The sequence below is a fragment of the Pseudarthrobacter sp. Pseusp20 genome, from assembly GCF_059492155.1.
On sequence record NZ_CP168521.1, the window covers coordinates 1,760,237 to 1,782,054 of the forward strand.

21 protein-coding genes and 3 tRNA genes are annotated in these 21,818 nt (G+C 66.9%); 20 read left to right on the forward strand and 4 right to left on the reverse strand.

The window, feature by feature from the left end:
• The first annotated feature begins 42 nt into the window (after window positions 1–42).
• From ACEN9K_RS08145 to ACEN9K_RS08195, 11 genes are all read left to right on the forward strand, one after another.
• Window positions 43–1,554, forward strand: a complete 1,512-nt coding sequence (locus ACEN9K_RS08145; protein WP_495635690.1) for a YibE/F family protein — start codon at window positions 43–45, stop codon at window positions 1,552–1,554.
• 154 nt (window positions 1,555–1,708) lie between these two features.
• Window positions 1,709–2,887, forward strand: coding sequence for a tRNA dihydrouridine synthase DusB (gene dusB / locus ACEN9K_RS08150; protein ID WP_018771634.1), 1,179 nt, complete (start codon window positions 1,709–1,711; stop codon window positions 2,885–2,887).
• Entirely contained in the window at window positions 2,871–4,184 is a 1,314-nt protein-coding gene (locus tag ACEN9K_RS08155; RefSeq protein WP_051081449.1) for a deoxyguanosinetriphosphate triphosphohydrolase, read from the forward strand. The genes dusB and ACEN9K_RS08155 overlap by 17 nt, the downstream gene beginning before the upstream one ends.
• A gap of 118 nt (window positions 4,185–4,302) precedes the next feature.
• The gene (locus ACEN9K_RS08160; RefSeq protein ID WP_478222090.1) at window positions 4,303–4,671 is read left to right on the forward strand and encodes a hypothetical protein; all 369 of its coding nucleotides are present in this window, start codon (window positions 4,303–4,305) and stop codon (window positions 4,669–4,671) included.
• Between the two features lies 1 nt (window position 4,672).
• Entirely contained in the window at window positions 4,673–5,827 is a 1,155-nt protein-coding gene (locus ACEN9K_RS08165) for an FAD:protein FMN transferase (RefSeq protein WP_495635527.1), read from the forward strand.
• Complete coding sequence (locus ACEN9K_RS08170) at window positions 5,820–6,377, forward strand: ferric reductase-like transmembrane domain-containing protein (RefSeq protein ID WP_223994590.1); 558 nt, start codon at window positions 5,820–5,822, stop codon at window positions 6,375–6,377. The genes ACEN9K_RS08165 and ACEN9K_RS08170 overlap by 8 nt, the downstream gene beginning before the upstream one ends.
• On the forward strand, window positions 6,374–7,696 hold the full coding sequence (locus ACEN9K_RS08175; RefSeq protein ID WP_495635528.1) for an NADH-ubiquinone oxidoreductase-F iron-sulfur binding region domain-containing protein: 1,323 nt from the start codon (window positions 6,374–6,376) through the stop codon (window positions 7,694–7,696). Before ACEN9K_RS08170 ends, ACEN9K_RS08175 begins: the two co-directional genes overlap by 4 nt.
• Window positions 7,693–7,953 carry a ferredoxin gene (locus tag ACEN9K_RS08180; protein WP_134164485.1) on the forward strand — a complete coding sequence of 87 codons (261 nt, stop codon included), beginning with the start codon at window positions 7,693–7,695 and terminating at the stop codon, window positions 7,951–7,953. Before ACEN9K_RS08175 ends, ACEN9K_RS08180 begins: the two co-directional genes overlap by 4 nt.
• Before the next feature lie 28 nt (window positions 7,954–7,981).
• Window positions 7,982–9,928 carry a DNA primase gene (gene dnaG, locus ACEN9K_RS08185; protein WP_495635529.1) on the forward strand — a complete coding sequence of 649 codons (1,947 nt, stop codon included), beginning with the start codon at window positions 7,982–7,984 and terminating at the stop codon, window positions 9,926–9,928.
• A gap of 93 nt (window positions 9,929–10,021) precedes the next feature.
• Window positions 10,022–10,094 (forward strand) — tRNA-Asn (locus tag ACEN9K_RS08190).
• Window positions 10,095–10,218: 124 nt separating this feature from the next.
• A tRNA-Asn gene (locus ACEN9K_RS08195) sits at window positions 10,219–10,291 on the forward strand.
• Between the two features lie 72 nt (window positions 10,292–10,363).
• On the opposite strand, the gene ACEN9K_RS08200 is transcribed toward ACEN9K_RS08195, so the two are convergent.
• The 3 genes from ACEN9K_RS08200 to ACEN9K_RS08210 form a co-directional block, all read right to left on the reverse strand.
• Complete coding sequence (locus ACEN9K_RS08200; protein ID WP_018771642.1) at window positions 10,364–10,771, reverse strand: hypothetical protein; 408 nt, start codon at window positions 10,769–10,771, stop codon at window positions 10,364–10,366.
• A gap of 65 nt (window positions 10,772–10,836) precedes the next feature.
• Window positions 10,837–11,100 carry a YMGG-like glycine zipper-containing protein gene (locus ACEN9K_RS08205; RefSeq protein ID WP_495635691.1) on the reverse strand — a complete coding sequence of 88 codons (264 nt, stop codon included), beginning with the start codon at window positions 11,098–11,100 and terminating at the stop codon, window positions 10,837–10,839.
• A 99-nt stretch (window positions 11,101–11,199) separates the two neighbouring features.
• A complete protein-coding gene (locus ACEN9K_RS08210) occupies window positions 11,200–12,423 on the reverse strand; it encodes a multidrug effflux MFS transporter (RefSeq protein WP_018771644.1) in 1,224 nt (407 codons plus the stop codon).
• Window positions 12,424–12,604: 181 nt separating this feature from the next.
• Between ACEN9K_RS08210 and ACEN9K_RS08215 the strand changes: the two genes are divergently transcribed.
• The 6 genes from ACEN9K_RS08215 to ACEN9K_RS08240 all read left to right on the forward strand — a co-directional run bounded on the left by ACEN9K_RS08215 (window position 12,605) and on the right by ACEN9K_RS08240 (window position 17,846).
• Window positions 12,605–13,456, forward strand: a complete 852-nt coding sequence (locus ACEN9K_RS08215) for a phage holin family protein (protein WP_026266129.1) — start codon at window positions 12,605–12,607, stop codon at window positions 13,454–13,456.
• A gap of 66 nt (window positions 13,457–13,522) precedes the next feature.
• A complete protein-coding gene (locus tag ACEN9K_RS08220) occupies window positions 13,523–14,146 on the forward strand; it encodes a CDP-alcohol phosphatidyltransferase family protein (protein ID WP_018771646.1) in 624 nt (207 codons plus the stop codon).
• Window positions 14,146–15,054 (forward strand): DMT family transporter, encoded by a 909-nt coding sequence (locus tag ACEN9K_RS08225; RefSeq protein ID WP_018771647.1) that lies wholly within the window; start codon window positions 14,146–14,148, stop codon window positions 15,052–15,054. The genes ACEN9K_RS08220 and ACEN9K_RS08225 overlap by 1 nt, the downstream gene beginning before the upstream one ends.
• A 112-nt stretch (window positions 15,055–15,166) precedes the next feature.
• On the forward strand, window positions 15,167–16,363 hold the full coding sequence (locus ACEN9K_RS08230) for a glycosyltransferase (protein WP_495635530.1): 1,197 nt from the start codon (window positions 15,167–15,169) through the stop codon (window positions 16,361–16,363).
• 74 nt (window positions 16,364–16,437) lie between these two features.
• Window positions 16,438–16,511: transfer RNA gene (locus ACEN9K_RS08235), tRNA-Ile, on the forward strand.
• 144 nt (window positions 16,512–16,655) lie between these two features.
• Window positions 16,656–17,846: an acyl-CoA dehydrogenase family protein gene (locus ACEN9K_RS08240; RefSeq protein ID WP_495635531.1), complete on the forward strand. Its 1,191-nt coding sequence runs from the start codon at window positions 16,656–16,658 to the stop codon at window positions 17,844–17,846.
• Between the two features lie 137 nt (window positions 17,847–17,983).
• Here the strand turns inward: ACEN9K_RS08240 and ACEN9K_RS08245 are convergent, their stop codons facing one another.
• The gene (locus tag ACEN9K_RS08245) at window positions 17,984–18,580 is read right to left on the reverse strand and encodes a M23 family metallopeptidase (RefSeq protein WP_495635532.1); all 597 of its coding nucleotides are present in this window, start codon (window positions 18,578–18,580) and stop codon (window positions 17,984–17,986) included.
• Between the two features lie 458 nt (window positions 18,581–19,038).
• Here ACEN9K_RS08245 and rpsB point away from each other — a divergent pair, with 458 nt between their 5' ends.
• From rpsB to pyrH, 3 genes are all read left to right on the forward strand, one after another.
• On the forward strand, window positions 19,039–19,896 hold the full coding sequence (rpsB, locus tag ACEN9K_RS08250; protein ID WP_018771651.1) for a 30S ribosomal protein S2: 858 nt from the start codon (window positions 19,039–19,041) through the stop codon (window positions 19,894–19,896).
• Between the two features lie 128 nt (window positions 19,897–20,024).
• Entirely contained in the window at window positions 20,025–20,861 is an 837-nt protein-coding gene (gene tsf / locus ACEN9K_RS08255; RefSeq protein WP_018771652.1) for a translation elongation factor Ts, read from the forward strand.
• A gap of 134 nt (window positions 20,862–20,995) precedes the next feature.
• Window positions 20,996–21,733, forward strand: a complete 738-nt coding sequence (gene pyrH / locus ACEN9K_RS08260) for a UMP kinase (protein ID WP_018771653.1) — start codon at window positions 20,996–20,998, stop codon at window positions 21,731–21,733.
• Window positions 21,734–21,818 lie beyond the last annotated feature (85 nt).

Genomic DNA, 21,818 nt, shown 5'->3' on the forward strand with positions numbered 1-21,818 from the left:
TCCCATGCTTCCTTGGATCATTCGGAGCCGACGCCCCAGGCGATGGCTGCCCGCAGCAAGGCGAACCGTATCCTTGCCGCGGTGCTCATTCCGCTGGCGCTGCTGACCCTGGCCGGGATGGCCGCATTGTGGCCGTCGGGCAGCAGGGAAGGTGTCTCGCTCGCCAACCCGTACTCCACAGCCCCCGGGGTGACCTTCGATACGGGCACCATCCAGAATGTGGTGACCGAAAACTGCATGCAGGGCACCAGCCAGCAGGGGACAGGTCAACAGGGCACCAGCCAACAGGGGACAGGTCAACAGGGCACGGGCCAACAGGGCTCCACACAGCAGCCGCCGGGACAGGGCTCGGACTGCACCTTCGCCTTCACGGAGCCGGACAAGGGCGGCAGCCCGGTGAAGGTGGTCATCAACCCGGATGTGGCCTCCTCGCACGGGGTCAAGCCCGGGGACCAGATCCGGTACCTGAATCTCTCCAAGGTCCAGGGCGCCACGGGCTCGCAGGGCTCACCGGCCTACATCTTCGTGGACTTCGTCCGCACGCTGCCGGTTGTCCTGCTCGCCGTGCTCTACGCCGCGGTGGTCATCGCCGTCGCCAGGTGGCGCGGCCTCCGGGCCCTGATCGGGCTGGTGGGCGCCTATTTCGTGCTGGCCAACTTCCTGCTTCCAGGCCTGGTGGAAGGCAAACCGCCGCTGCTGCTGGCCCTGGTGGGTTCCACCGTGATCATGATCGGGGTGCTGTATTTCGCGCACGGATTCTCCGCGCGCACGTCCACCGCACTCCTGGGCACCATCTTCGGCCTGGCCATCACCGCGCTGCTGGCAGCCTGGGCCACCGACGCCGCCAACCTTGCCGGAGTGGGCAGCCACGACGCCGCCACTCTGGTGAACACCTCGGCCAACATCTCCATCTCGGGGGTGATCCTTTGCGGACTCATAATCTCCGGCCTGGGTGTCCTCAACGACGTCACCATCACCCAGTCCTCCGCGGTGTGGGAGCTCTACGAACTGGCACCGGCCAGCAGTGCGCGGAAGCTGTTCACCTCCGCCATGCGGATCGGCCGCGACCACATCGCCTCCACCGTGTACACCATCGCCTTCGCCTACGCCGGGGCCGCACTGCCCATCCTCATCATCGTCATGCTCTACGACCGGCCGCTGCTGGACACCCTCACCAGCGCCGAACTGTCCGAGGAAGTCATCCGGACCCTGGTGGGATCGATCGGGCTGGTCCTGGCCATCCCCGTCACCACCCTGATCGCCGTGCTCGTAGTCAAGGCAACCGGTATCAGGGCCGCGGACGCCGCGCCTGCGGTTGCCGGGTCACGGGACACTGAGGCGCAGGACATTGGGGCGCGGGACATTGCAGCAGGAGACGGAAAGAACGACGGCGGGCACAGCCCCGCGGACGACGTTGCGGACACCGGGGCGCTCGCCGCTGCCGCGCTCGAGCAGCGCAGCCGGCGCGCCGCCGTCGAACCCCCGCACGAACAAGTGAACGAACAAGTGCACGAACCCGCCACCCGGCGGGGCCGCCGGGCCGACCGCGGCTGAACAGCCTTACGACGGACGGCCTTTCAGCGGGCTGCTTTGCTGCCGCGTGCTGCTGGGCGTCGGCCAGCCTGGAAATCCGGTTGCCCAAAACCTGCGACGGGCCACTGGCACTGGCGGGAATGGCCGATTTGCCCGGCTTTGCAACAATGGACAGGTGACTGTTGCAGCAACTCCCCCCGCCCCCAAGCTGGAACTCCCGCCCCTGAAGCTGGGACCCATCACGGTTGACACCCCGGTGATCCTGGCCCCGATGGCCGGCATCACCAACTCCGCCTTCCGCAGGCTCTGCCGTGAGTACGGCGGCGGCATGTACGTGGCGGAGATGGTCACCTCCCGCGCGCTGGTGGAGCGGACACCCGAATCCCTCCGCATCATCTCGCATGACGAGGACGAAAAGGTCCGGTCCGTCCAGCTGTACGGCGTGGACCCCGTCACCGTCGGCGCCGCCGTCCGGATGCTGGTGGAGGAAGACAGGGCGGACCACATCGACCTCAACTTTGGCTGCCCCGTTCCCAAGGTGACCCGGCGCGGCGGCGGCTCCGCCCTGCCCTGGAAGACCGACCTTTTCACCTCGATCGTGCAGACCGCCGTCAGGGAAGCCTCCAAAGGCAACGTTCCACTGACCATCAAGATGCGCAAGGGCATCGACGATGACCACCTGACGTACCTCGACGCCGGCCGCATCGCCCGCGATTCCGGCGTTGCCGCCGTCGCCCTCCACGGGCGCACCGCCGCCCAGTTCTACTCAGGCAAGGCCGACTGGTCCGCCATCGCCCGGCTCCGTGAGGCCCTGCCCGACATCCCGGTGCTGGGCAACGGCGATATCTGGTCCGCGGAGGACGCCGTCCGGATGGTCCGCGAAACCGGCGTGGACGGCGTAGTCGTGGGCCGCGGCTGCCAGGGCCGGCCGTGGCTCTTCGGCGACCTGCAGGCCGCTTTCGAAGGCAGCGACGTCCGCCACCGGCCCAACCTGCGGCAGGTGGCAGAGGGCGTCTACCGCCATGCAGAACTGATGGTGGAAACCTTCGGCGATGAAGGGAAGGCGCTGCGCGAGATCCGCAAGCACATCGCCTGGTACTTCAAGGGCTACGTGGTGGGCGGGGAACTGCGCACCCGGCTGGCCCTGGTCACCAGCCTGGAGGTACTCCGGGACACCCTGGCCGAGCTGGACCTGGATTCGCCCTATCCGGGGGTGGACGCCGAGGGCCCGCGCGGCCGCGCCGGCTCACCCAAGAGGCCTGCCCTGCCCAAGGACTGGCTGGACTCCCGGGCCCTGAACGATGATCAGTCCCGGGATATTTCCGCCGCAGAACTGGATGTTTCCGGTGGCTGAAACACCGACGGCAGGAACCCCCACCGCCGCCCTGGCGCTCCCCGGGTACGACACGCACGATTCTGCCCGCTGGTTTGAGGAGCCGCCGAAGAGCACCTACCGGTCCGACTTTGAGCGGGACCGCGCCCGGGTGCTGCATTCCTCGGCCCTGCGCAGGCTGGGCGCCAAAACCCAGGTGGTGGCACCGGACACCGACGACTTTGTCCGCACCCGCCTCACGCACAGCCTGGAAGTGGCGCAGGTAGGCCGCGAACTGGGCCGTGCCCTGGGCTGCGATCCGGACGTGGTGGACACCGCCTGCCTCAGCCACGACCTGGGCCACCCGCCCTTCGGCCACAACGGCGAATCGGCGCTGAACGAGGTGGCCCATGCCATCGGCGGTTTCGAGGGCAACGCCCAGACCCTCCGCCTGCTCACCCGGCTCGAACCCAAGGTGCTCACTGCTGACGGCCGGCCTGCCGGACTGAACCTCACCCGCGCCAGCCTTGACGCGGCGTCGAAATACCCGTGGTCCGCGCTGGAAGCGCCGGTGATCCACGGCCAGCGCACCAGCAAGTTCGGCGCGTACGAGGACGACCTGCCCATCTTCAACTGGATCCGCGAGGGCGCCCCGGAACGCCGGACCTGCCTGGAAGCCCAGGTGATGGACCTGGCCGACGACATCTCCTACTCGGTGCACGACGTGGAGGACGCGATCGTTGCCGGCCACTTCCAGCTGCGCTGGATGGACAACCCGGACCACCGCGCCCGGGTGGTGGGGTACGCCAAGCAGTGGTATCTCCCGCACAACGACCCCGCCGCCATCGACGCCGCCCTGGGACGGCTCGAAGCCACCGACGTCTGGGTCCGCGAGGCGGATGGAAGCCGCAAGTCCATGGCTGCCCTGAAGAACATGACCAGCCAGCTGATCGGCAGGTTCTGCCAGAGCGCCCTGGAAACCACCCGGGCCGTTTACGGGCCGGAGAACCTCACGCGCTACAACGCCGAACTCATGGTCCCGGACGAGACCGTCATGGAAATCGCGGTGATGAAGGGCCTTGCCACCACCTTCGTGATGACCACCGAACACCGGCAGCCCATCTATGAGCGCCAGCGCGAGGTGCTGCACGCCCTGGTGACAGCCCTCAGCGCCACGGGGGACCGGCATCTGGAGCCGATGTTCGCGGCGGACTGGCGGGCGGCGGACGACGACGGCGCCCGCCTTCGCGTGATCATCGACCAGGTGGCGTCCCTCACCGACGGGTCCGCCCTGGCCATGTACGAGCGTTTGGTGGGGAGCCTGCCCTCGCTCTGGTGAACCGCCCGTGAAGACCGCCCCTGGACATCGGCCGGATCAACAGCTTCCTTAAAGGATCTACACAGGAATGAAGCGCACCATGGGAGGAAAGACGGGCCGCTAGGATCGGGAGCAGGTCATGAGTACTCGCAGCAGGGGCAAGCGCCTCGCCACCGGGATTACCGCGGCCGTGGGCGTTGGCAGTTTCGCCGCTGCCGGCGTGGCGGCGGCTGCCGTCTATGCTGCAACGCCGTCCGTGATAGCCAGGACCACCCACACCCAGGACAGCAGCACCCAGGACAAGACCACCCAGGACAAGAGCACGCAGGACAAGAGCACCCAGGGGAGCACGCCCAAATCCGGTTCTTCCCGCTCTGACGGCGACGACTACGGAACCCGCAAAGACAACAGCACGCGCCGCTCCAAGAGCTATGGCAATAACGGCAGCACCAGTCCGGTCCAGCCCGGGAACGGCGCCACCGTCCATGGCAGGTCCTCGGGGTCCTGACGTGGACAGCGTAGATGTTTCCGGTACCGGGGTTGCTGGTTCCACCACCACCGGCGGCGCAGCAGCCTCCGTCGACACCATAACTCCGGAAGCCACTGCAACTCCGGAAGCCACAGCAACTCCGGAAAGCACAGCGCAATCCAGCTGGACAGTCTGGCAGTTGGACGCATCCGTGACCGTTACCGATCCCGGCAGGCTTGCCGCGGCGGAAGCCATTGTCCGCGGCGTGGTGGCCGCCGTCGACCTCGCCTGCAGCCGTTTCCGCGGCGATTCTGAACTGGTGCGGCTCCAGCCGCGAATGGCGTCGGGCGTCAGCGTAAGCCCACTGTTCCGGCTGCTCCTGGAACGCGCCCTGGACGTGGCGGAGATGACCGGCGGCGATGTGGATCCCACGCTCGGGGCAGACCTGGCAGCCCTGGGCCACGGCCCGGAGATGCAGGGCCGGCCCGGGCTGCACAGCGTGCCGGTGCCGGCGCTGCCCGCGCCGTCGCCGCACGTCCCGTTGCCGCCCGACCCTGCTCCCAGGCTCCCGGGATGGTCCCGGGTAACACTCGATTCGGCCAAGCTGACCGTACCGGCTGACCTGCGCCTCGACCTGGGCGCGTCAGCCAAGGCTGTCGCCGCGGATCTTGCCGCCGCCGAGGTGCACCGGAAGCTGGGCTGCGGGGTCCTCGTGGGCCTGGGCGGCGACCTTGCGTCCGCAGGGCCGGGACCCACGGTGGAAGGGAAGCCGGGCCAGTGGCAGATCCTGGTTCAGGACCTTCCCGCAGACCCAGCCCAACAAATCTCTTTGGCGCCGGGATATGCCCTGGCTACGTCCAGTACCCAAAAGCGCCGCTGGACGCACGAAGGGACGACCGTCCACCACATCCTTGACCCCCGCTTTGGCCTCCCGGCCGAAACAGTTTGGCGTTCGGTGACCGTGGCGGCCCTTACCTGCCTGCAAGCCAACGCGTTCAGTACTGCTGCCATAGTCCGCGGCTTCGCGGCCCTGGAATGGTTCCGGGCCGAAGGGATCCCGGCCCGGCTCGTGGACAGCAGAGGCAGGGTGACAACCACCGGTGGCTGGCCGGCCGGTGGCTGCCGCCCTGCCGCAAACGCTGCAGGCACCAGCGCTGGAAGCTTCACGGCCGGTGGGGGTGTCCGCCATGGATGAAGCGATGTGGGCCTTTGGCCGCGTCAGTGGGTTTGTGTCCCTTGCCCTGTTCACCGGATCCGTACTGCTGGGGATCCTGAACCGGTCCGGCCGGCCGTTCATGGTGCTGCCCCGGTTTTCCATCAGCCTCCTGCACCGGAACATCTCCCTGCTCGCCACGGTCTTCCTGGGGCTGCACGTGGGCTCCCTGCTTCTTGACTCCTACGCAAAATTGAACCCGGTGGACATCGTGGTGCCGTTCCTTGGTTCTTTCCAGCCGTTCTGGCAGGGGCTGGGGACGGTGGCCCTGGACCTTGTCCTGGCTGTGGTGGTGACGGGGCTGCTGCGCCACCGGATCGGGCTGCGCAGCTTCAAGGCCGTCCACTGGCTCAGCTACGGCGTGTGGCCGGTGGCAATGGCGCACGCCCTCGGCAACGGCACCGACGCCTCAAGCGGCTGGTTCCTCCTGCTGGCTGTGGCGTCCGCGGTGGCTGTTGCCGCGGCCCTGCTGTGGCGGCTGAGCCCGTCCTTCCTCGAGACCTCGCATGCCAGGCAAGGAAACCTCCCGTGAGCCGTGACATGCACCCCCAGGTGGCCTCCGGGATCCAGCCGACGGTGTCCCGGAAGGGCCACGATGACCCCCACAACAGCGGTCACCGGCCGGCATCCCGGGACAGCAGCCACCAGGAGCCGCGCCTCCTGGCCGCAGGCCCCGACGCAGGGTGGGCCCAGCACCTGGAAACCTTCGGGCCCTGGGAGCCGCAGCCTGCCGCGGGCGGCCTGCTGAAGGCGCTGGCGGTGGCCGGACTGACTGGCCGGGGTGGGGCCGCCTTCGAAACCTGGCGCAAGGCCACGGCGGCCGCCGGCCAGGGCAGGAAGGGTTTGTTTTCCGCCAAACCTGTGGTGATCGCCAACGGCGCCGAAGGCGAACCGCTCAGCTTCAAGGACCGGACGCTCCTGGCCCATGCGCCCCATCTCGTCATCGACGGACTGTTGGTCCTGGCCGCTGCCCTGGGCGGCGCCGGCATGTACGTCTACGCGCCGGCGGCCAGCCTGCCCCGCATGCGGCAGGCGCTCAAAGAGCGCCCGGGGGCCGCGAAGATCCGCCTGGTGGAGTCGCCCGAAACGTTCATCTCCGGGGAGTCGAGCGCGGTGGTCAACATGATTGCCAACGGTGCCGCCGTGCCCACGGACCAGCGCGGGCGCCTCAGCGAGTCGGGACTCAACGGCCGCCCCACCCTGGTGGCCAATGTCGAAACCCTGGCCCAGGTTGCCCTGATCGCACGCTACGGGGCGCAGTGGTTCCGCCAGGCCGGCACCGCAACGGATCCCGGCACCCGGCTGGTGTCCGTGTCCGGCCCCGCCCCGGTCCGGGATGTGGTGCTGGAGGTGCCCGGCGGCGTGCAACTTTCCGCGGTCCTGAAGGAAGCGGGGATGGATCCTGCCTCCTTGTCCGCCGTCCTGGTGGGCGGCTACCACGGCCGGTGGGTACGTCCCGGGGCACACGCCATCTCGCCCGCGGGACCGCCGGACCGGACCGCCCGGCCGGGTGCAGGAGTGATCCATGCCCTGGACCTGCAGGACTGCGGCATCCAGGCGACGGCCCGGATTGTCAGCTACCTGGCCAACCAGTCCGCCCGGCAATGCGGGCCATGCATGTTCGGCCTGCCGGCCATGGCATCCGTCCTGAACAGGATTGGCGGAGGGGAACGCAATCCCCGCTTGGCCTCCGAGCTGGACCGCCTGGGGCGGCTGGTTTCCGGCCGCGGCGCCTGCCGGCATCCGGAGGGAACCACCGGACTGGTCAGCAGCGCCCTTGAGGTGTTTGCCCCGGACTTCCGGGCCCACCTTTCCGGATACTGCACGGGTCCGGGAGGCGCAGCGGCATGACGACGTACCTGCACATCGACTGGACCAGCTGTGACGGCCGGGGCCTGTGCACCGAACTTCTTCCCGGCGTGCTGGACCGGGACGACTGGGGGTATCCCGTGGCCCGCGGCAAGGCGGGCCGCGAACGCACGGACGTGCCCCTGCGGGAAGCCGACCGGGAAGCCGCCCAGGAGGCCGTCTTCCTCTGCCCCAAACTGGCACTGAGCCTGCACGGGCGGACGCCGCAGCAACCGGACCAGAGGGTGCCTGGCCGGTAGGGGCCAGGCCTGACACTAAGATTGCTGTGTGGCTGGGCTGATCAAACGTGAAGATATCGACGAAGTACGCCAGCGCACGGACATCAAGGAAGTGGTGGACGGCTACGTCACGCTCAAGGGTGCCGGGCTGGGAACCTTCAAGGGTCTGTGCCCCTTCCACGACGAGCGCTCGCCGTCCTTCACCGTCCGTCCCCAGGTAGGCCGCTACCACTGCTTCGGCTGCGGCGAGGACGGTGACGTCATTGCCTTCGTGCAAAAGCAGGACCACAGTTCCTTCCAGGAAGCCGTGGAAAAGCTTGCCGCCCGGATCGGCTACGAGCTCCGCTACGAGGACGGCGGGACCGGGCCCAACCGCGAGGAGGTGGGCCTCCGCCAGCGGCTCCTGGACGCGCACAAGATCGCGGACGAGTTCTTCCGCGCCCAGCTGCTCACCCCCGGCGCCGCCGAGGCCAGGAATTTCCTGTTTGGCCGGGGCTTTGACAGGGCAGCGGCGGAACACTTTGGCTGCGGGTACGCCCCGCAAGGGTGGGATGCCCTCCTGAAGCATCTCCGCGGCCGCGGTTTCACCGATGCCGAGCTCAAGCTCACCGGGATGTTCAGCGAGGGCAACCGGGGAATTTACGACCGTTTCCGTGGCCGCCTCATCTGGCCCATCAAGGACATGGCCGGCGACACCATCGGCTTCGGCGCGCGCAAGCTCTACGAGGACGATCAGGGCCCCAAGTACCTGAACACCCCGGAAACCACCCTCTACAAGAAGTCACAGGTCCTGTACGGCATCGACCTCGCCAAGCGCAGCATCGCCAAGGACCGCCAGCTGGTGGTGGTGGAGGGCTACACCGACGTGATGGCCTGCCACCTGGCGGGAATTACGACGGCGGTGGCCACGTGTGGCACCGCGTTCGGCACCGAGCACATCAAGATAGCCCGCCGGCTGTTGTCAGACGACGGCACCGGGGGAGAGGTGGTGTTCACCTTCGACGGCGACGCCGCCGGCCAGAAGGCGGCCCTCCGGGCCTTCGAGGAGGACCAGCGGTTCACCGCGCAGACCTACGTGGCCGTGGAACCCACGGGTGCCGACCCCTGCGACCTCCGGCTCAGCCGGGGCGATGAAGCCGTGCACGCCTTGATCCAGTCCCGGCGGCCGCTGTTCGAGTTCGCCATCCGCACCACGCTGAAGCAGTTCAACCTGGACACCGTCGAGGGCCGGGTGCAGGGCCTGAAGGCATCCGTGCCCGTGGTGGCGGCCATCCGCGACGCCTCCACCCGCACCGGCTACTGCCAGGCGCTGACCGGCTGGCTGGGCATGCCGGACCCCAACGAGGTCCTGCGCCTGGTCAATGCGGCCGTAAAGCGCGGAGACACGGGGCGCCCCGCCGCACCCGGCCAACAGCAGGGGGGAGGGGCTGCCCACCCGGCCACTGCCAACTCCGCCACCGCCCAGGCCGGCGGGCCCGGCGTGGCTGCCGGGCCGTCGTCGGGCGCTGTGCCCTCCTACCACCGCCCCGACCCGCGGGACCCCGTGGCGTCCATGGAACGGCAGGCGCTGGAAGTGGCGCTGCAGCAGCCGTCGCTGCTGGCCGGTGGGGTTTGGGAGCGGTTCGCCGCCGCCAGGTTTGCCACCCCCGCCTTCCAGGCCGTCCATGACGCCATGCGCGCCACCGGCCCCGGGCTTGTGGGCGATCCCGTGCGCTGGGTGGAGCACGTCATGCACGAGGTTCCCGAGCCCCTCCGCCCGCTCGTCTCGGAGCTTGCCGTGGTGCCGCTGCCTGCCCACACGGAGGAAGCCGTGCTGAAGTACTGCCGCGACATCCTGTCCCGGCTTTTCGAACTCCAGATCACCCGCGTCAAGGCGGACAAGATGGGCCAGCTGCAGCGCCTGGACGCCGCAACGGATCCGGAAACCTACCAGCGGCTCAACCGTGAACTGATGATGCTGGAGATGGAACGCAGGGCACTGCGCGCGGAGACGTAGGCGGGAGCCTGGAGCGGGCGGGCGTGGCAGAGGTCACCGGCCGCCCGATTTCGTTTCCGCCGCAGGTGTTTGCTAGGCTAATACCCGCTTCATTCCTCCTTAGCTCAATTGGCAGAGCATTCGACTGTTAATCGAAGGGTTGCTGGTTCAAGTCCAGCAGGAGGAGCTTCCAATCCCCGTTCCGGCCTCCGGAACGGGGATTTTTTGTCTCCCATATGGGGCGTGTGGGCCGGTGAAACCGCCGATTTCCCTTGGGCCGGAATCCTTTGCTAATGTCATACCTGCTTCATTCCTCCTTAGCTCAATTGGCAGAGCATTCGACTGTTAATCGAAGGGTTGCTGGTTCAAGTCCAGCAGGAGGAGCGCTACGAAAAATCCCCGTTCCTCCACCCGGAGGAACGGGGATTTTTTCTTTCCGCGGGGCGGGAAGCCGGGCTAGACGAAGTCCATTTCCACTTGCAGGAATCTTTCGGCCTCGGCAATTGCTGCCTCGAAGGCCTCCTTCTCGGTAGGTGACTTCCGGGGCTCGCGGGGGTTCCATTCGTGCGGAGCGGAGTGGATCCTGACAAAACCGGCGTCCGGCGGGGCGTAGAAGATGCCGAACCGCTGCACGGGCCATTCCGGCGAGGTCTCCGGCGCCACCAGCAGGGCTGCATTGAAGGCGGGGTTGAACCATTGGGCGATGGGCCGGCGCCGGTCTTCGGTGAACAGCCCGGCCGCGTACAGTGCCGCCGACTGCTGGCCCGCCTGCGCGCACAGCCGCTCCCACCACAGTGGCAGGATTCGGGCGTCGCACCGTTGCCATGTGGCCGGAAGTGGCGGTTGGTTCTGCCAGCTGGACACGGGATTATTTTATCCCTGCAGGCAGCCGCAGGGGCAGGGAAGGCCGCCCCGGTGCGGCATGTCGGTCAGCGGCGGTTCCTGCGCCCGCGCTTCCCTGGTCCGCCCTTCCCCGGTCCGCCCTTCCCCGGTCCAGGGTTCACGCGGTAGAGGAGAGCGGCGCCTGCCAGCATCCCCACGACGATGCCGATGGCAGGGTTGCCAAGGGCGCGGCCGGCGAAATAGCCCACGACGGCGCCAAGCACCGCCCCGAGGAAAAGTCCCCTGCCGTTGCGGTGCGGTTTGCTGCTCATGGGCTGCCTTTCACAGGACGGCTGGAACGTGGAGTGGATTGACGGCGCTCAGTGGATCGAAGGGGCTCAGTGGATTGAAGGGGCTCAGTGGATTGAAGGGGCTCAGTGGATTGAAGGGGCTCGGTGGATTGAAGGCACTCAGTGGATTGAAGGTACGGTGCGCGGCCGGACCACCAGCCAAAGGGCGGCGATGGCCAGCAGGATACAGGAGGCCTGCACCGCACCCATCGGCGCGGCGCTGGTGATGCCCAGCCAGCCCACCACGGGGGAAATCAGTCCTGCCATGAGGAACGTGGCCGCACCCAGCAGCGATGCCGCAGTCCCGGCCTGGGCCGCATGGCCCGCCAGCGCCAGCACCTGCACGCAGGGGAACATGAAGCCCGTGCCCAGGATGTAGAACCACAGCGGGACCATCACGCCCCACAGCCCAAGGCCCGCCCGGTCGAACACCACGATCAGCAGGCCCATCAGGAACATCCAGGCGGTGGCCCCTGCCAGGATCCATTGCGGCGGGACGATCCTGATCAGCCGGGCACTGGTCTGCACGCCGGCCACGATGCCCAGGGAATTGATGCCGAACAGCAGCCCGTACTGCTGGGCAGAGAATCCGAACACTTCCTGGAACAGGAAGGGGGAGGCGGAGAGGTAGGTGAAGAGGCCGCCGAAGTTGAAGCCGGCCACCATCAACAGCCCCACGAAGATCCGGTCGCTGAAGAGTGCCTTGTAGCGCTGCCGGGCCGTCATGCCGCTCTGGCCCCGCTTCTCCGGCGGAAGGGTTTCGCGCACCAGGAGGAGGGCGGCCACGATCACCAACGTCCCGTATACCGCCAGGAACACAAAGATGCCGGGCCACGGCATCACCAGGAGCAACTGTGAGCCGATGACGGGGGCCAGGATGGGTGCCAGCCCGTTGACCAGGGACATCCGGGAGAACATCCGCACCATGGCATAGCCGGAGAACAGGTCACGCACCATGGCCATGGCCACCACGCCGCCCCCGGCCGCGCCGACCCCCATGAGCACACGGAAGACTCCCAAGGTGGCGATGTCCGTGGACAGGGCAGCACCCAGGGAGGCCGCAATGTGCACTGCCGTGGCCAGGATCAGCGGGGTCCGCCGGCCGAACCTGTCACTGAAGGGACCCACCACCAGCTGACCAAACGCAAAACCGACCGTTGTCCCGGCCAGGGTGAGCTGGACCTGCGCCTCGGTTACCCCCAGGCTTGCCTCCAGCGCGGGAAAGGCCGGCAGGTACAGGTCGATGGTGAACGGGCCGAGGGCCGTGAGGGCGCCCAGGAGGAGGATGTACAGGAGCTTGCGGCGGCGGCTCAGCAGGTCGCCCGGATTGGGGGGATTGGTCACGGAGAACAATCCTAGGCCCGGCCACGGCAGTTTTTGCAGCGTTGTAGGCCGCGCCGCCCGGCAAGCCCCCAAGTTCGCCCTGAACCTGAATGGTAGTTTGGGTGGCGTGGACTGTGCGGCTGCACATTTCCGCAGTAGACGGAAGCAGTATGTGACCCATGAGACCAGTAAGGCGGAACCGATGAGCGGACGTCACAGCGGGCGCACCAGCCCCGGATTGCGTATCACTGCGCTGCCCGGGACGGCAAGACTCCTATTCCGGTTGGCGCCCCGCCAGCTCAATGACGAGATCGCATTCGCCAAGATCGAACTCAAGCGCAAGGGAATCCAGGTCGGCGTGGCTGCGGCCTTTTTCGCCGTGGCGCTCCTGTTCCTTGCCTTCCTGGTGGTGGGCCTGATTGTCGCAGCCATCATGGGACTGGCCACCATCATGCCCGCCTGGTTGGCAGCCCTCCTGGTGTCCGCCGCTTTCCTGCTGGTGGCCCTCATTGGCGGACTGGTTGGCCTCGCGAGGTTCAAGAAGGCCATGCCGCTGATGCCGGAGGAAACCATCCGCGGCATCAGGCACGATATCGGCGTGGCCCGCGAAGGGTCCGCCTTCAACCCGGCTGTGCTGGATCCTGAAAGCCCGGAGGGCAAGGCTGCGAAGGCCGCCAAGGCTGAAGCAGCTGCCAAGGCCAAGGCCGAGAAGGCGGCAAAGGCCGCCGAGCACGACAAGGAATTCCCGCACGCATCCGAGCCCGAGCTTGTCCGCCGGCTCAGCCAGCGGCGCCACCACATCACCGAGGTCCGTGACGAACTCGGCGTGGAGCTGGACCTCAAGACGCAGGCCCGCTACGTGCTGGCCGCCGCCCAGGTCAAAGCCCGCGAGAGCCAGGTGCTGGCGCAGCGCGGTGTGGAGGCCGCTGGGCAGAGGTTCGCGGCGTTGTCCGGATCCGCGGACCTGTCCACGCGGTGGAAGCCTCTGGCAGCTTTCGTGGCAGCCGGAACCGTCCTGGTGGTCCTCCTCCGAAAGCTGCTCCGCTCCAACTAGGCCGTTTCCGCTCAACAACTCATGACCGAAAGACCGCCACGCGGCGCAGGAAGGAGAGGGGGACGGGTGAAGTTCATTGGTGCAGGTGCCCGCCCCGGCCGTCCGCAGGTGGACCACGACCTCGTACTCACCATCCCCAACCTGCTCACCGTGGTGCGGTTCATGGGCGTTCCGCTCTTCATGTGGCTCGTCCTGGCCCAAAAGGAATATGGAGCCGGCGTGGTCGTCCTGGCAATTATGGCCGGAACGGACTGGATCGACGGCTACATTGCCCGCCGCTTCGACCAGGCCTCCAAGCTCGGCAGGGTCCTTGACCCGATCGCCGACCGGCTGGCGCTGCTCGCCGTAGCGTTCACCCTGGTGATTGCCGGCGTCGTGCATTGGCTGTACCTGGCCGCGCTGGTAGTCCCCGACGCCGTCCTGCTGGTCCTGACGCTCTCCCTTTTCCGCGGTCACCCGGATCTTCCTGTCAGCGTGGTGGGCAAGGTTCGGACCGGGCTGCTGCTCCTGGGGACGCCGCTGCTGGTCCTCTCCCGCCTGGACACCGGCTTCGCCGGCCAACTCTTCATCGCCGCCTGGGTGGTGCTGGGCCTTGGCCTGGTTGGCCACTGGGTGGCCGCCTACAACTACTTCTGGGCCATCCTGCGAAAGGGCAGGGAACTGAAACAGCACGACGGCGGGAACGGCTGATGGTGTGGGTTGCCGTCGGCCTGGCGGTGCTGGGCGCCTTCTGCCTGGCCTTGGGCGCCCAGCGCCAGGGCAGCGCTGTCAAAGCCGACACCGGCGGCCTCGCCCTGAGTTCCAACGGGTTCCTGCGTCTCCTGCGCAACCCCCGGTGGATGTTCGGGCTCCTGCTGCTCTGCACCGGAATGGCCATGAACGCGGTGGCCCTGGTCTCCGCGCCGCTCACCGTGGTCCAGCCCATCGGCGCCATCGCCCTGGTGATCACCACCGTGGTCAACGCCCGGGACCAGGACCTGACCATCAACCGTGCCACCACCGTGTCCATCGCCGCATGCGTCACCGGCTCGGCGCTCTTTGTCCTCCTGGCGGTCAACGTCACCCAGGAGAGCCACCACGTCAGCCTGGCGGACGAACTCACCATCGTGCTGCTGCTCGCCCTGGCGGTGGGCCTGTTCGGCACGCTGGCCGTGATGTTCAAGCACCGCATGAACGCGTTCGTCTACATCCTTGGCGCCGGTATCCTGTTCGGCTTCGTCGCGGTCCTGACCAGGATCATCGGCAAGCACCTCCTGGACCCCAACGGCCTGTTCCTGCTGAACGTGCAGTGGTACTCGGTGGTGGCCATCGTCGCGGCCGGCGGCCTGGGGTCCTGGTTCGTGCAGAGCGCTTACTCCACCGGTCCGCCGGACCTGGTGATTGCCGGCCTCACGGTTGTCGACCCCATGGTGGGCATCGCGATTGGCATCATCATCCTGGGTGAGCTGCGTCCCGACGTCCATGCCGTCATGGCGATTGCGATGGGAACGGCCGCCTGCCTTGCTATCGTTGGGGTTATCGCCCTTTCCCGGCACCACCCGGAGGTCACCAAGCGCAAGAAGGACGCTCGGAAGGCCGCCGGCAGGCCGTCCCACTAGCCCATTCCAGCAATTCCAAGCAATCCCACGAGGCCGCGGGCCAACTGCGCCGCCTGCCAACCGTGCTGTCAGTTCCACGCTGCCCGCACCGTGACCATCAGGAGTACTCCATATGACCACGCCAGCCGACCAGCGCCCCCTGACCATCCTGATCGCGGCGGACACATATCCGCCGGACGTGAACGGCGCGGCACAGTTTGGATACCGGCTGGCCAAGGGCATGACTGCACGGGGACACCACGTCCATGTCCTGGCGTCCCGCGACAGCAAGGGAAAGAGCTTCACCGAGTTCCGCGAGGAAGCAACCGTGCACCGGCTGCGCTCGCACAGGGCGTTCACCCACGAGACCTTCCGCCTCTGCTTCCCCTGGGAAATCAAGAAGGACATCAGCCTGCTCTTCGACCGGGTCAAGCCGGACGTGGTGCACATCCAGAGCCACTACATGATCGGCGAGCACGTGCTCTATGAGGCCGTGAAACGCGGCGTCAGGATCATTGCCACCAACCACTTCATGCCCGAGAACCTCAACCCCTTTCTGCCCTTCCCGCAGTGGTTCAAGGACATCATCGGGCGCGTCTCCTGGAAGGACATGGGCAAGGTCATGGGACAGGCAGACGTGGTGACCACCCCCACGCCCCTGGCCGCCCGGGCCATGCACGACCACGCCTTCCTGCGGAAAGTCCTCCCGCTGTCCAACGGCATCGACTCCGCGGCCTACGAACTCAAGCCGGGCGAACACATCGAGCCCCATGCCAACCCCACCGTCCTGTTTGCCGGACGCCTGGCGGAGGAAAAGCATGTGGACGTGCTCATCGAGGCCATCGGCAAGACCCCGCCGGAGCTGAACGTCCATCTGGAGATCGTGGGCGGCGGCGAAGTGCGCTCCGCCCTGGAGGACCTGGTGCGGCGTCTGGGGCTGGGAAACCGGGTGAAGTTCCTGGGCCTTGCCAGCGACGAGGACCTGCGTAAGGCCTACATCCGGGCGGACCTGTTCTGCATGCCCGGAACGGCGGAACTGCAGTCGCTGGTGACCCTGGAAGCGATGTCCGCCTCCACCCCGGTGGTCCTTGCGAACGCCATGGCGCTGCCGCACCTGGTGCGTGACGGCGAGAACGGGTATCTGTTCACGCCCAACGACAGTGACGACCTCGCCAAGAAGATCACCCAGGTCCTGGAGCTGCCCAAGGAAGAACAGCGCGCCATGGGCCGTGCCAGCCGCCACATGGTGGAGCCGCACAGTATCCAGACGACGCTGCAGACCTTCGAGGACCTCTACCGCGGCGCCACCTACGAGGACAAAGTGGTCTGAACTCTTTCCCGGGTTTGCTAGAGTGTTTCTGCCCTGCCGGAGCGTGGCGTTTGACCACGTGTCTGCGGGGGTTTGGGGCTATAGCTCAGCTGGTTAGAGCGCGGGACTCATAATCCTAAGGTCCTCGGTTCAAGTCCGAGTAGCCCTACCGCCAATCGACAACCGCGGCCGACGATCTTCGTTGGCCGCGGTTTTCTTGGTTAACCCCGCCTCCTGCGGTATGTTACTGACCAGTAACATACCGTGCTCCGCTCCGCGGCATGGTCAGCGCTGATCACCAAAGAAGGTACCCATGGCCAGCTCCGCAGCCGATCCCCACGAACTTCCCTACGCCGACGGGGATTTCTTTGCCTTCGAACAGCTTCTCTCCGGCAAGGAACAGGACCGCCTCGCCGAGGTCCGCGACTTCCTGGCACGTGAGGTCAGGCCCATCGCGGTGGACTGCTGGAACCGCGGTGAGTTCCCAGCGGACCTGGTGCCGAAGCTTGCCGGCCTGGACCTGGTCAGCCCCGTCCGCCGGCAGGGGTACTCCAACCTCTTCGCCGGCATGCTGCACGCCGAGGTCACTCGTTCCGACGCCTCCATCGCCACATTCCTGGGCGTGCACGACGGGCTGTTCACCGGTTCCATCGAGCTGCTGGCGTCCCAGGAGCAGAAGGACGCGTGGCTTCCCGACATCTACTCGCTGAAGAAGATCGGTGCCTTCGGCCTGACTGAGCCGCTGGGCGGCAGCGATGTTGCCGGCGGAACGCGCACCACGGCGCGGAAAGACGGAGGCAACTGGATTCTCAACGGGGCAAAACGGTGGATCGGCAACGCCACCTTTTCCGACTGGGTGGTGGTGTACGCCCGGGACGTGGCGGACAACCAGGTCAAGGGCTTCATGGTGGACACCACGCTTGACGGGTTCAGCGCGACGAAGATCGAGAACAAGATCTCCCTGCGCACCGTCCAAAACGCCGACATTGTCCTGGCGGACGTGGTGGTCCCGGAACGCTTCAAACTGGCCAACGCCAACAGTTTCCGGGACGTCAACAAAGTACTCAAGGCCACCCGCCTGTCCGTCGCCTGGCAGGCCGTGGGTCTCCAGCTGGCCGCGTTCGACGTTGCCCGCCGCTATGCCGTGGAGCGCCACCAGTTCGGCCGCCCCCTGGCTTCCTTCCAGCTCATCCAGGACCAGCTGGTCCGGATCCTGGGCAACACCGTCAGTTCGACGGGGATGATGGTCCGGTTGTCACAGCTGGAGGACGAGGGCGCGGCAAGGGACGAACAGTCGGCGCTGGCCAAGGCTTTCGCCACGGCGCGCATGCGGGACAGCGTGGCGCTGGGCCGCAGCATCCTTGGCGGCAACGGAATCGTGACCGACTTCGAGATGGCCAAGATCTTCGCCGACGCCGAGGCCATCTACTCCTACGAGGGCACAGCCGAGATCAACACGCTGGTCACCGGGCGGGCCATCACGGGCATCTCGGCCATCGTCTAGCCAGCATTCCCAAGGTGCCACCCCACCGCCTGGCCGCCACCGACCCGCCGCTCCCGACCGACCCGCCGCTCCCGACCGGCCCGCCGCTCCCGACCGGCCCTCAGGCACTGTCCGGCTGGCACCGACCGGACTGCAGGTCACGGCGGGCCTGGAAGCGGAAGCAGGATGGACGGGCGAAGGTCCAGGACGAACTGCAGCGGATTGACGTAGTCCTCTCCGTCCCGGACTCCCCAGTGCAGGCAATGCGCCGCCGGGCAGTGTCCCGGCAGCACGGCCCCCACCACCTGGCCCGCAGTTACGGTGGCCCCTACTGCCAGGGTGCTCTCCACGGGTTCGAAACTGCTCCGCAGTCCACCGCCATGGTCGATGGTGATCACGGGCCGGTCCACCACGACCCCCACGAAGCTCACCGTTCCCGCCGTGGGGGACGTGACGGGGGCCCCGGCCACGGCGAAACCCAGGTCAACGCCCCGGTGGCCGCTGAGCCAGGGCTTTGGCGGGGGATTGAAACCGCGCAGCACAGGCGGGCGCGGTGCCAGCGGCCACTGCCAGGAAGGTGCTGCACCCGCCGCGGCAGCCGCCGTCGTTCTGTCCCTGTGGATGGTTGCCGCGCGGGTGGATGCCTGGAGTGTGGCTGCCTGGAGTGTGCCAGCGCCGGACGGCAGGGCCGGGCCGGGCGAGGCCACGGACGCAGGCAACAGCAGGAGTGCGGCCAGGAGCACCGGTGGTTTCATGGGACCAGCCTGCCCGGCCGCGCGTGGTACCGGCAGGGCATTTTCCGCCTATGTGGACAACCACCTGGCGGCGTGCGCCGGCAGCGCCGGGTGTCCGGTGGAAGGGGACGCCTGTAGTACACTTGATGGAGCAGTTTGCTGCGCCCTCAACGCTTCCCGTCCCAGTGGTTTACCCCCGCGGTACATACCCCTGTCCGGATTGCGTCGGCACATCTCATTCAGAAGTGTGGGGGAGCGGCGGCTGACTACGCGCATCCAGCCCTCCGGCTGCCGACGCCCCGGTGTCGTGCACGGAGGACTGCGCTTCCTGCGGTCAGGCTTTGGTCCTGATGGGAAGGGCGGTGGATGCCAGGAGCACGGCCCGCCCGGGCCACGCTAATCAACCGTCAACTATTGGCAGGGTAAGAAGCCTCCGGGTTTTCTCATGAATGACCTGCCGGAAAATAAGGAGCGTCGGAATGCCCGTCGTAACCATGCGCCAGCTGCTTGACAGCGGCGTCCACTTTGGACACCAGACCCGCCGTTGGAACCCGAAGATGAAGCGCTTCATCTTCACCGAGCGCAACGGCATCTACATCATCGACCTTCAGCAGTCGCTGTCCTACATCGACCGTGCCTACGAGTTCGTCAAGGCCACCGTTGCCCACGGCGGCACCGTGCTCTTCGTCGGCACCAAGAAGCAGGCCCAGGAAGCAATTGCCGAGCAGGCCACCCGCGTGGGCCAGCCCTACGTCAACCAGCGTTGGCTCGGCGGTATGCTGACCAACTTCCAGACCGTCGCCAAGCGCATCCAGCGCATGAAGGAACTCGAAGAGATCGACTTCGACGACGTCGCCGGCTCCGCGTACACCAAGAAGGAGCTGCTGCTCCTCAAGCGCGAGCTCACCAAGCTGGAGTCCAACCTGGGCGGTATCCGCAACCTGACCAAGGCTCCGTCCCTGCTCTGGGTCGTGGACACCAAGAAGGAACACCTCGCCGTTGACGAGGCCAAGAAGCTGAACATCCCGGTTGTGGCCATCCTGGACACCAACTGCGATCCGGACGAAGTCGACTTCCCGATCCCGGGCAACGACGACGCCATCCGCTCCGTGAACCTCCTGACCCGCGTTGTCGCCGACGCCGTTGCCGAGGGCCTGATCGCCCGCAACAACCGCGGCACGGGCGCCACCGAAGCTCCGGAAGAGCCGCTGGCTGAGTGGGAGCGCGAGCTCCTCGAAGGCAGCAAGGCCGAGGAAGCTGCTGCAGCCCCCGCTGCTCCGGCTGAAGAAGCCGAAGCTCCGGCCGCCGCCGAGGCTCCCGCCGAAGACGCCAAGTAACACAACTTAAATCCGGATTTTCCGCGCTGTCCGCAGCCGGAACTGCTGACAGGATGGCAGCCCACCTTGTGGGCCGCCGTCCTGTCGGTCCGTACACCACCACACATTTTCTAGACAGAGGGGTTCACATGGCGAACTACACTGCCGCGGACATCAAGGCCCTGCGCGAGCGCACCGGCGCCGGCATGATGGACGTCAAGAAGGCTCTTGACGAAGCCAACGGTGACGCCGAGAAGGCCATCGAGATCATCCGCATCAAGGGCCTCAAGGGCGCTACCAAGCGCGAAGGCCGCTCCACCGCTGAAGGCCTCGTGGCCGCCAAGGTCAGCAATGGCGTCGGCGTCATGATCGAGGTCAACTGCGAGACCGACTTCGTTGCCAAGGCTGACAAGTTCATCCAGCTGGCCGACAAGGTCCTGGCCGTCGCCGTCGAGTCCGGCGCCGCCGACCTCGAAACCCTGCTCGCCACCGAGGTCGACGGCAAGCCGCTGTCCGAGGTCGTCATCGAAGAGGGCGCAGTCCTGGGCGAGAAGGTTGTTGTCCGCCGCATCTCCCGCATCGAGGGTGCAACGGTTGACGCTTACCTGCACAAGACCTCCAAGGACCTCCCGGCCCAGGTTGGCGTCCTGTTCGCTGTCGACGGTGAAGGCGAAGCCGCCGCCACCGCCGCCCACGACGTCGCCGTGCACATCGCCGCCATGGCTCCGAACTACCTCACCCGTGAGGACGTTCCTGCCGAGCTCGTTGAGTCCGAGCGCCGCATTGCCGAGGAGACCGCCAAGGCCGAAGGCAAGCCCGAAGCTGCCCTCACCAAGATTGTGGAAGGCCGCGTGACGGGCTTCTACAAGGGCGAGGTCCTGGTTGACCAGGCATTCGCGAAGGACGCAAAGAAGTCCGTGGCACAGATCCTCGAAGAGGCCGGTGTCAAGGGAACCGCGTTCACGCGTTTCCGCGTCGGCTCCTAGTCGATTCCGCAAGGGGGTGGCCACTTCGGTGGCCGCCCCTTTTGCATGCGCGCAGTCCACATGGAGCGCGGCCGGTTCCGACCACAGGATCCGGCAGGATACCCTTTTTTCAGAGTCATCAACGGGAAGGCATCATGGAAGCCGTCAACACTGTCATCCATTCCGAGAAGAACAAGCGGCGGGTCCTCCTGAAGCTTTCCGGCGAGGTCTTCGGCGGCGGGAAACTCGGTGTCGACCCCGAGACCGTCCGCGACGTCGCCAAGCAGATTGCGGCGGCCGTCCCGCAGGTGGAAGTGGCCATCGTGGTGGGCGGCGGTAACTTCTTCCGCGGCGCCGAACTGTCCCAGAGCGGCATGGACCGATCCCGCGCCGACTACATGGGCATGCTGGGCACGGTCATGAATTGCCTTGCACTGCAGGATTTCCTGGAGCAGGCGGGCGTGGAAACCCGCGTCCAGAGTGCCATCACCATGGGCCAGGTGGCCGAGGCCTACATTCCGCGCCGTGCCATCCGCCACATGGAGAAGGGCCGCGTGGTCATCTTCGGCGCCGGCGCCGGCCTGCCCTACTTCTCCACCGACACCGTGGCAGCCCAGCGGGCCCTGGAGGTGCATGCCGACGTGGTCCTCATGGCCAAGAGCGGGGTGGACGCCGTGTACACCGCAGACCCCAAGAAGGACCCCACCGCGGAACGCCTGGAGACCCTGAGCTACGACGATGCGCTGCGCCGCGACATCCGCGTCATGGACCAGACGGCCATGACCATGTGCAAGGACAACAACCTCTCCATGGTGGTCTTCGGCATGGAGGGTGAAGGCAACGTCACCCGCGCCATCCTCGGCGAAAAGCTGGGCACGCTGGTCACTGCCTAGCTCCGGCTAGGATGATTCCAGGACAGTTCCGTCCCCGCCCCTCCCGGCGGGGACGGAAACGGCAACAAAGAACCACGTGAGTGCA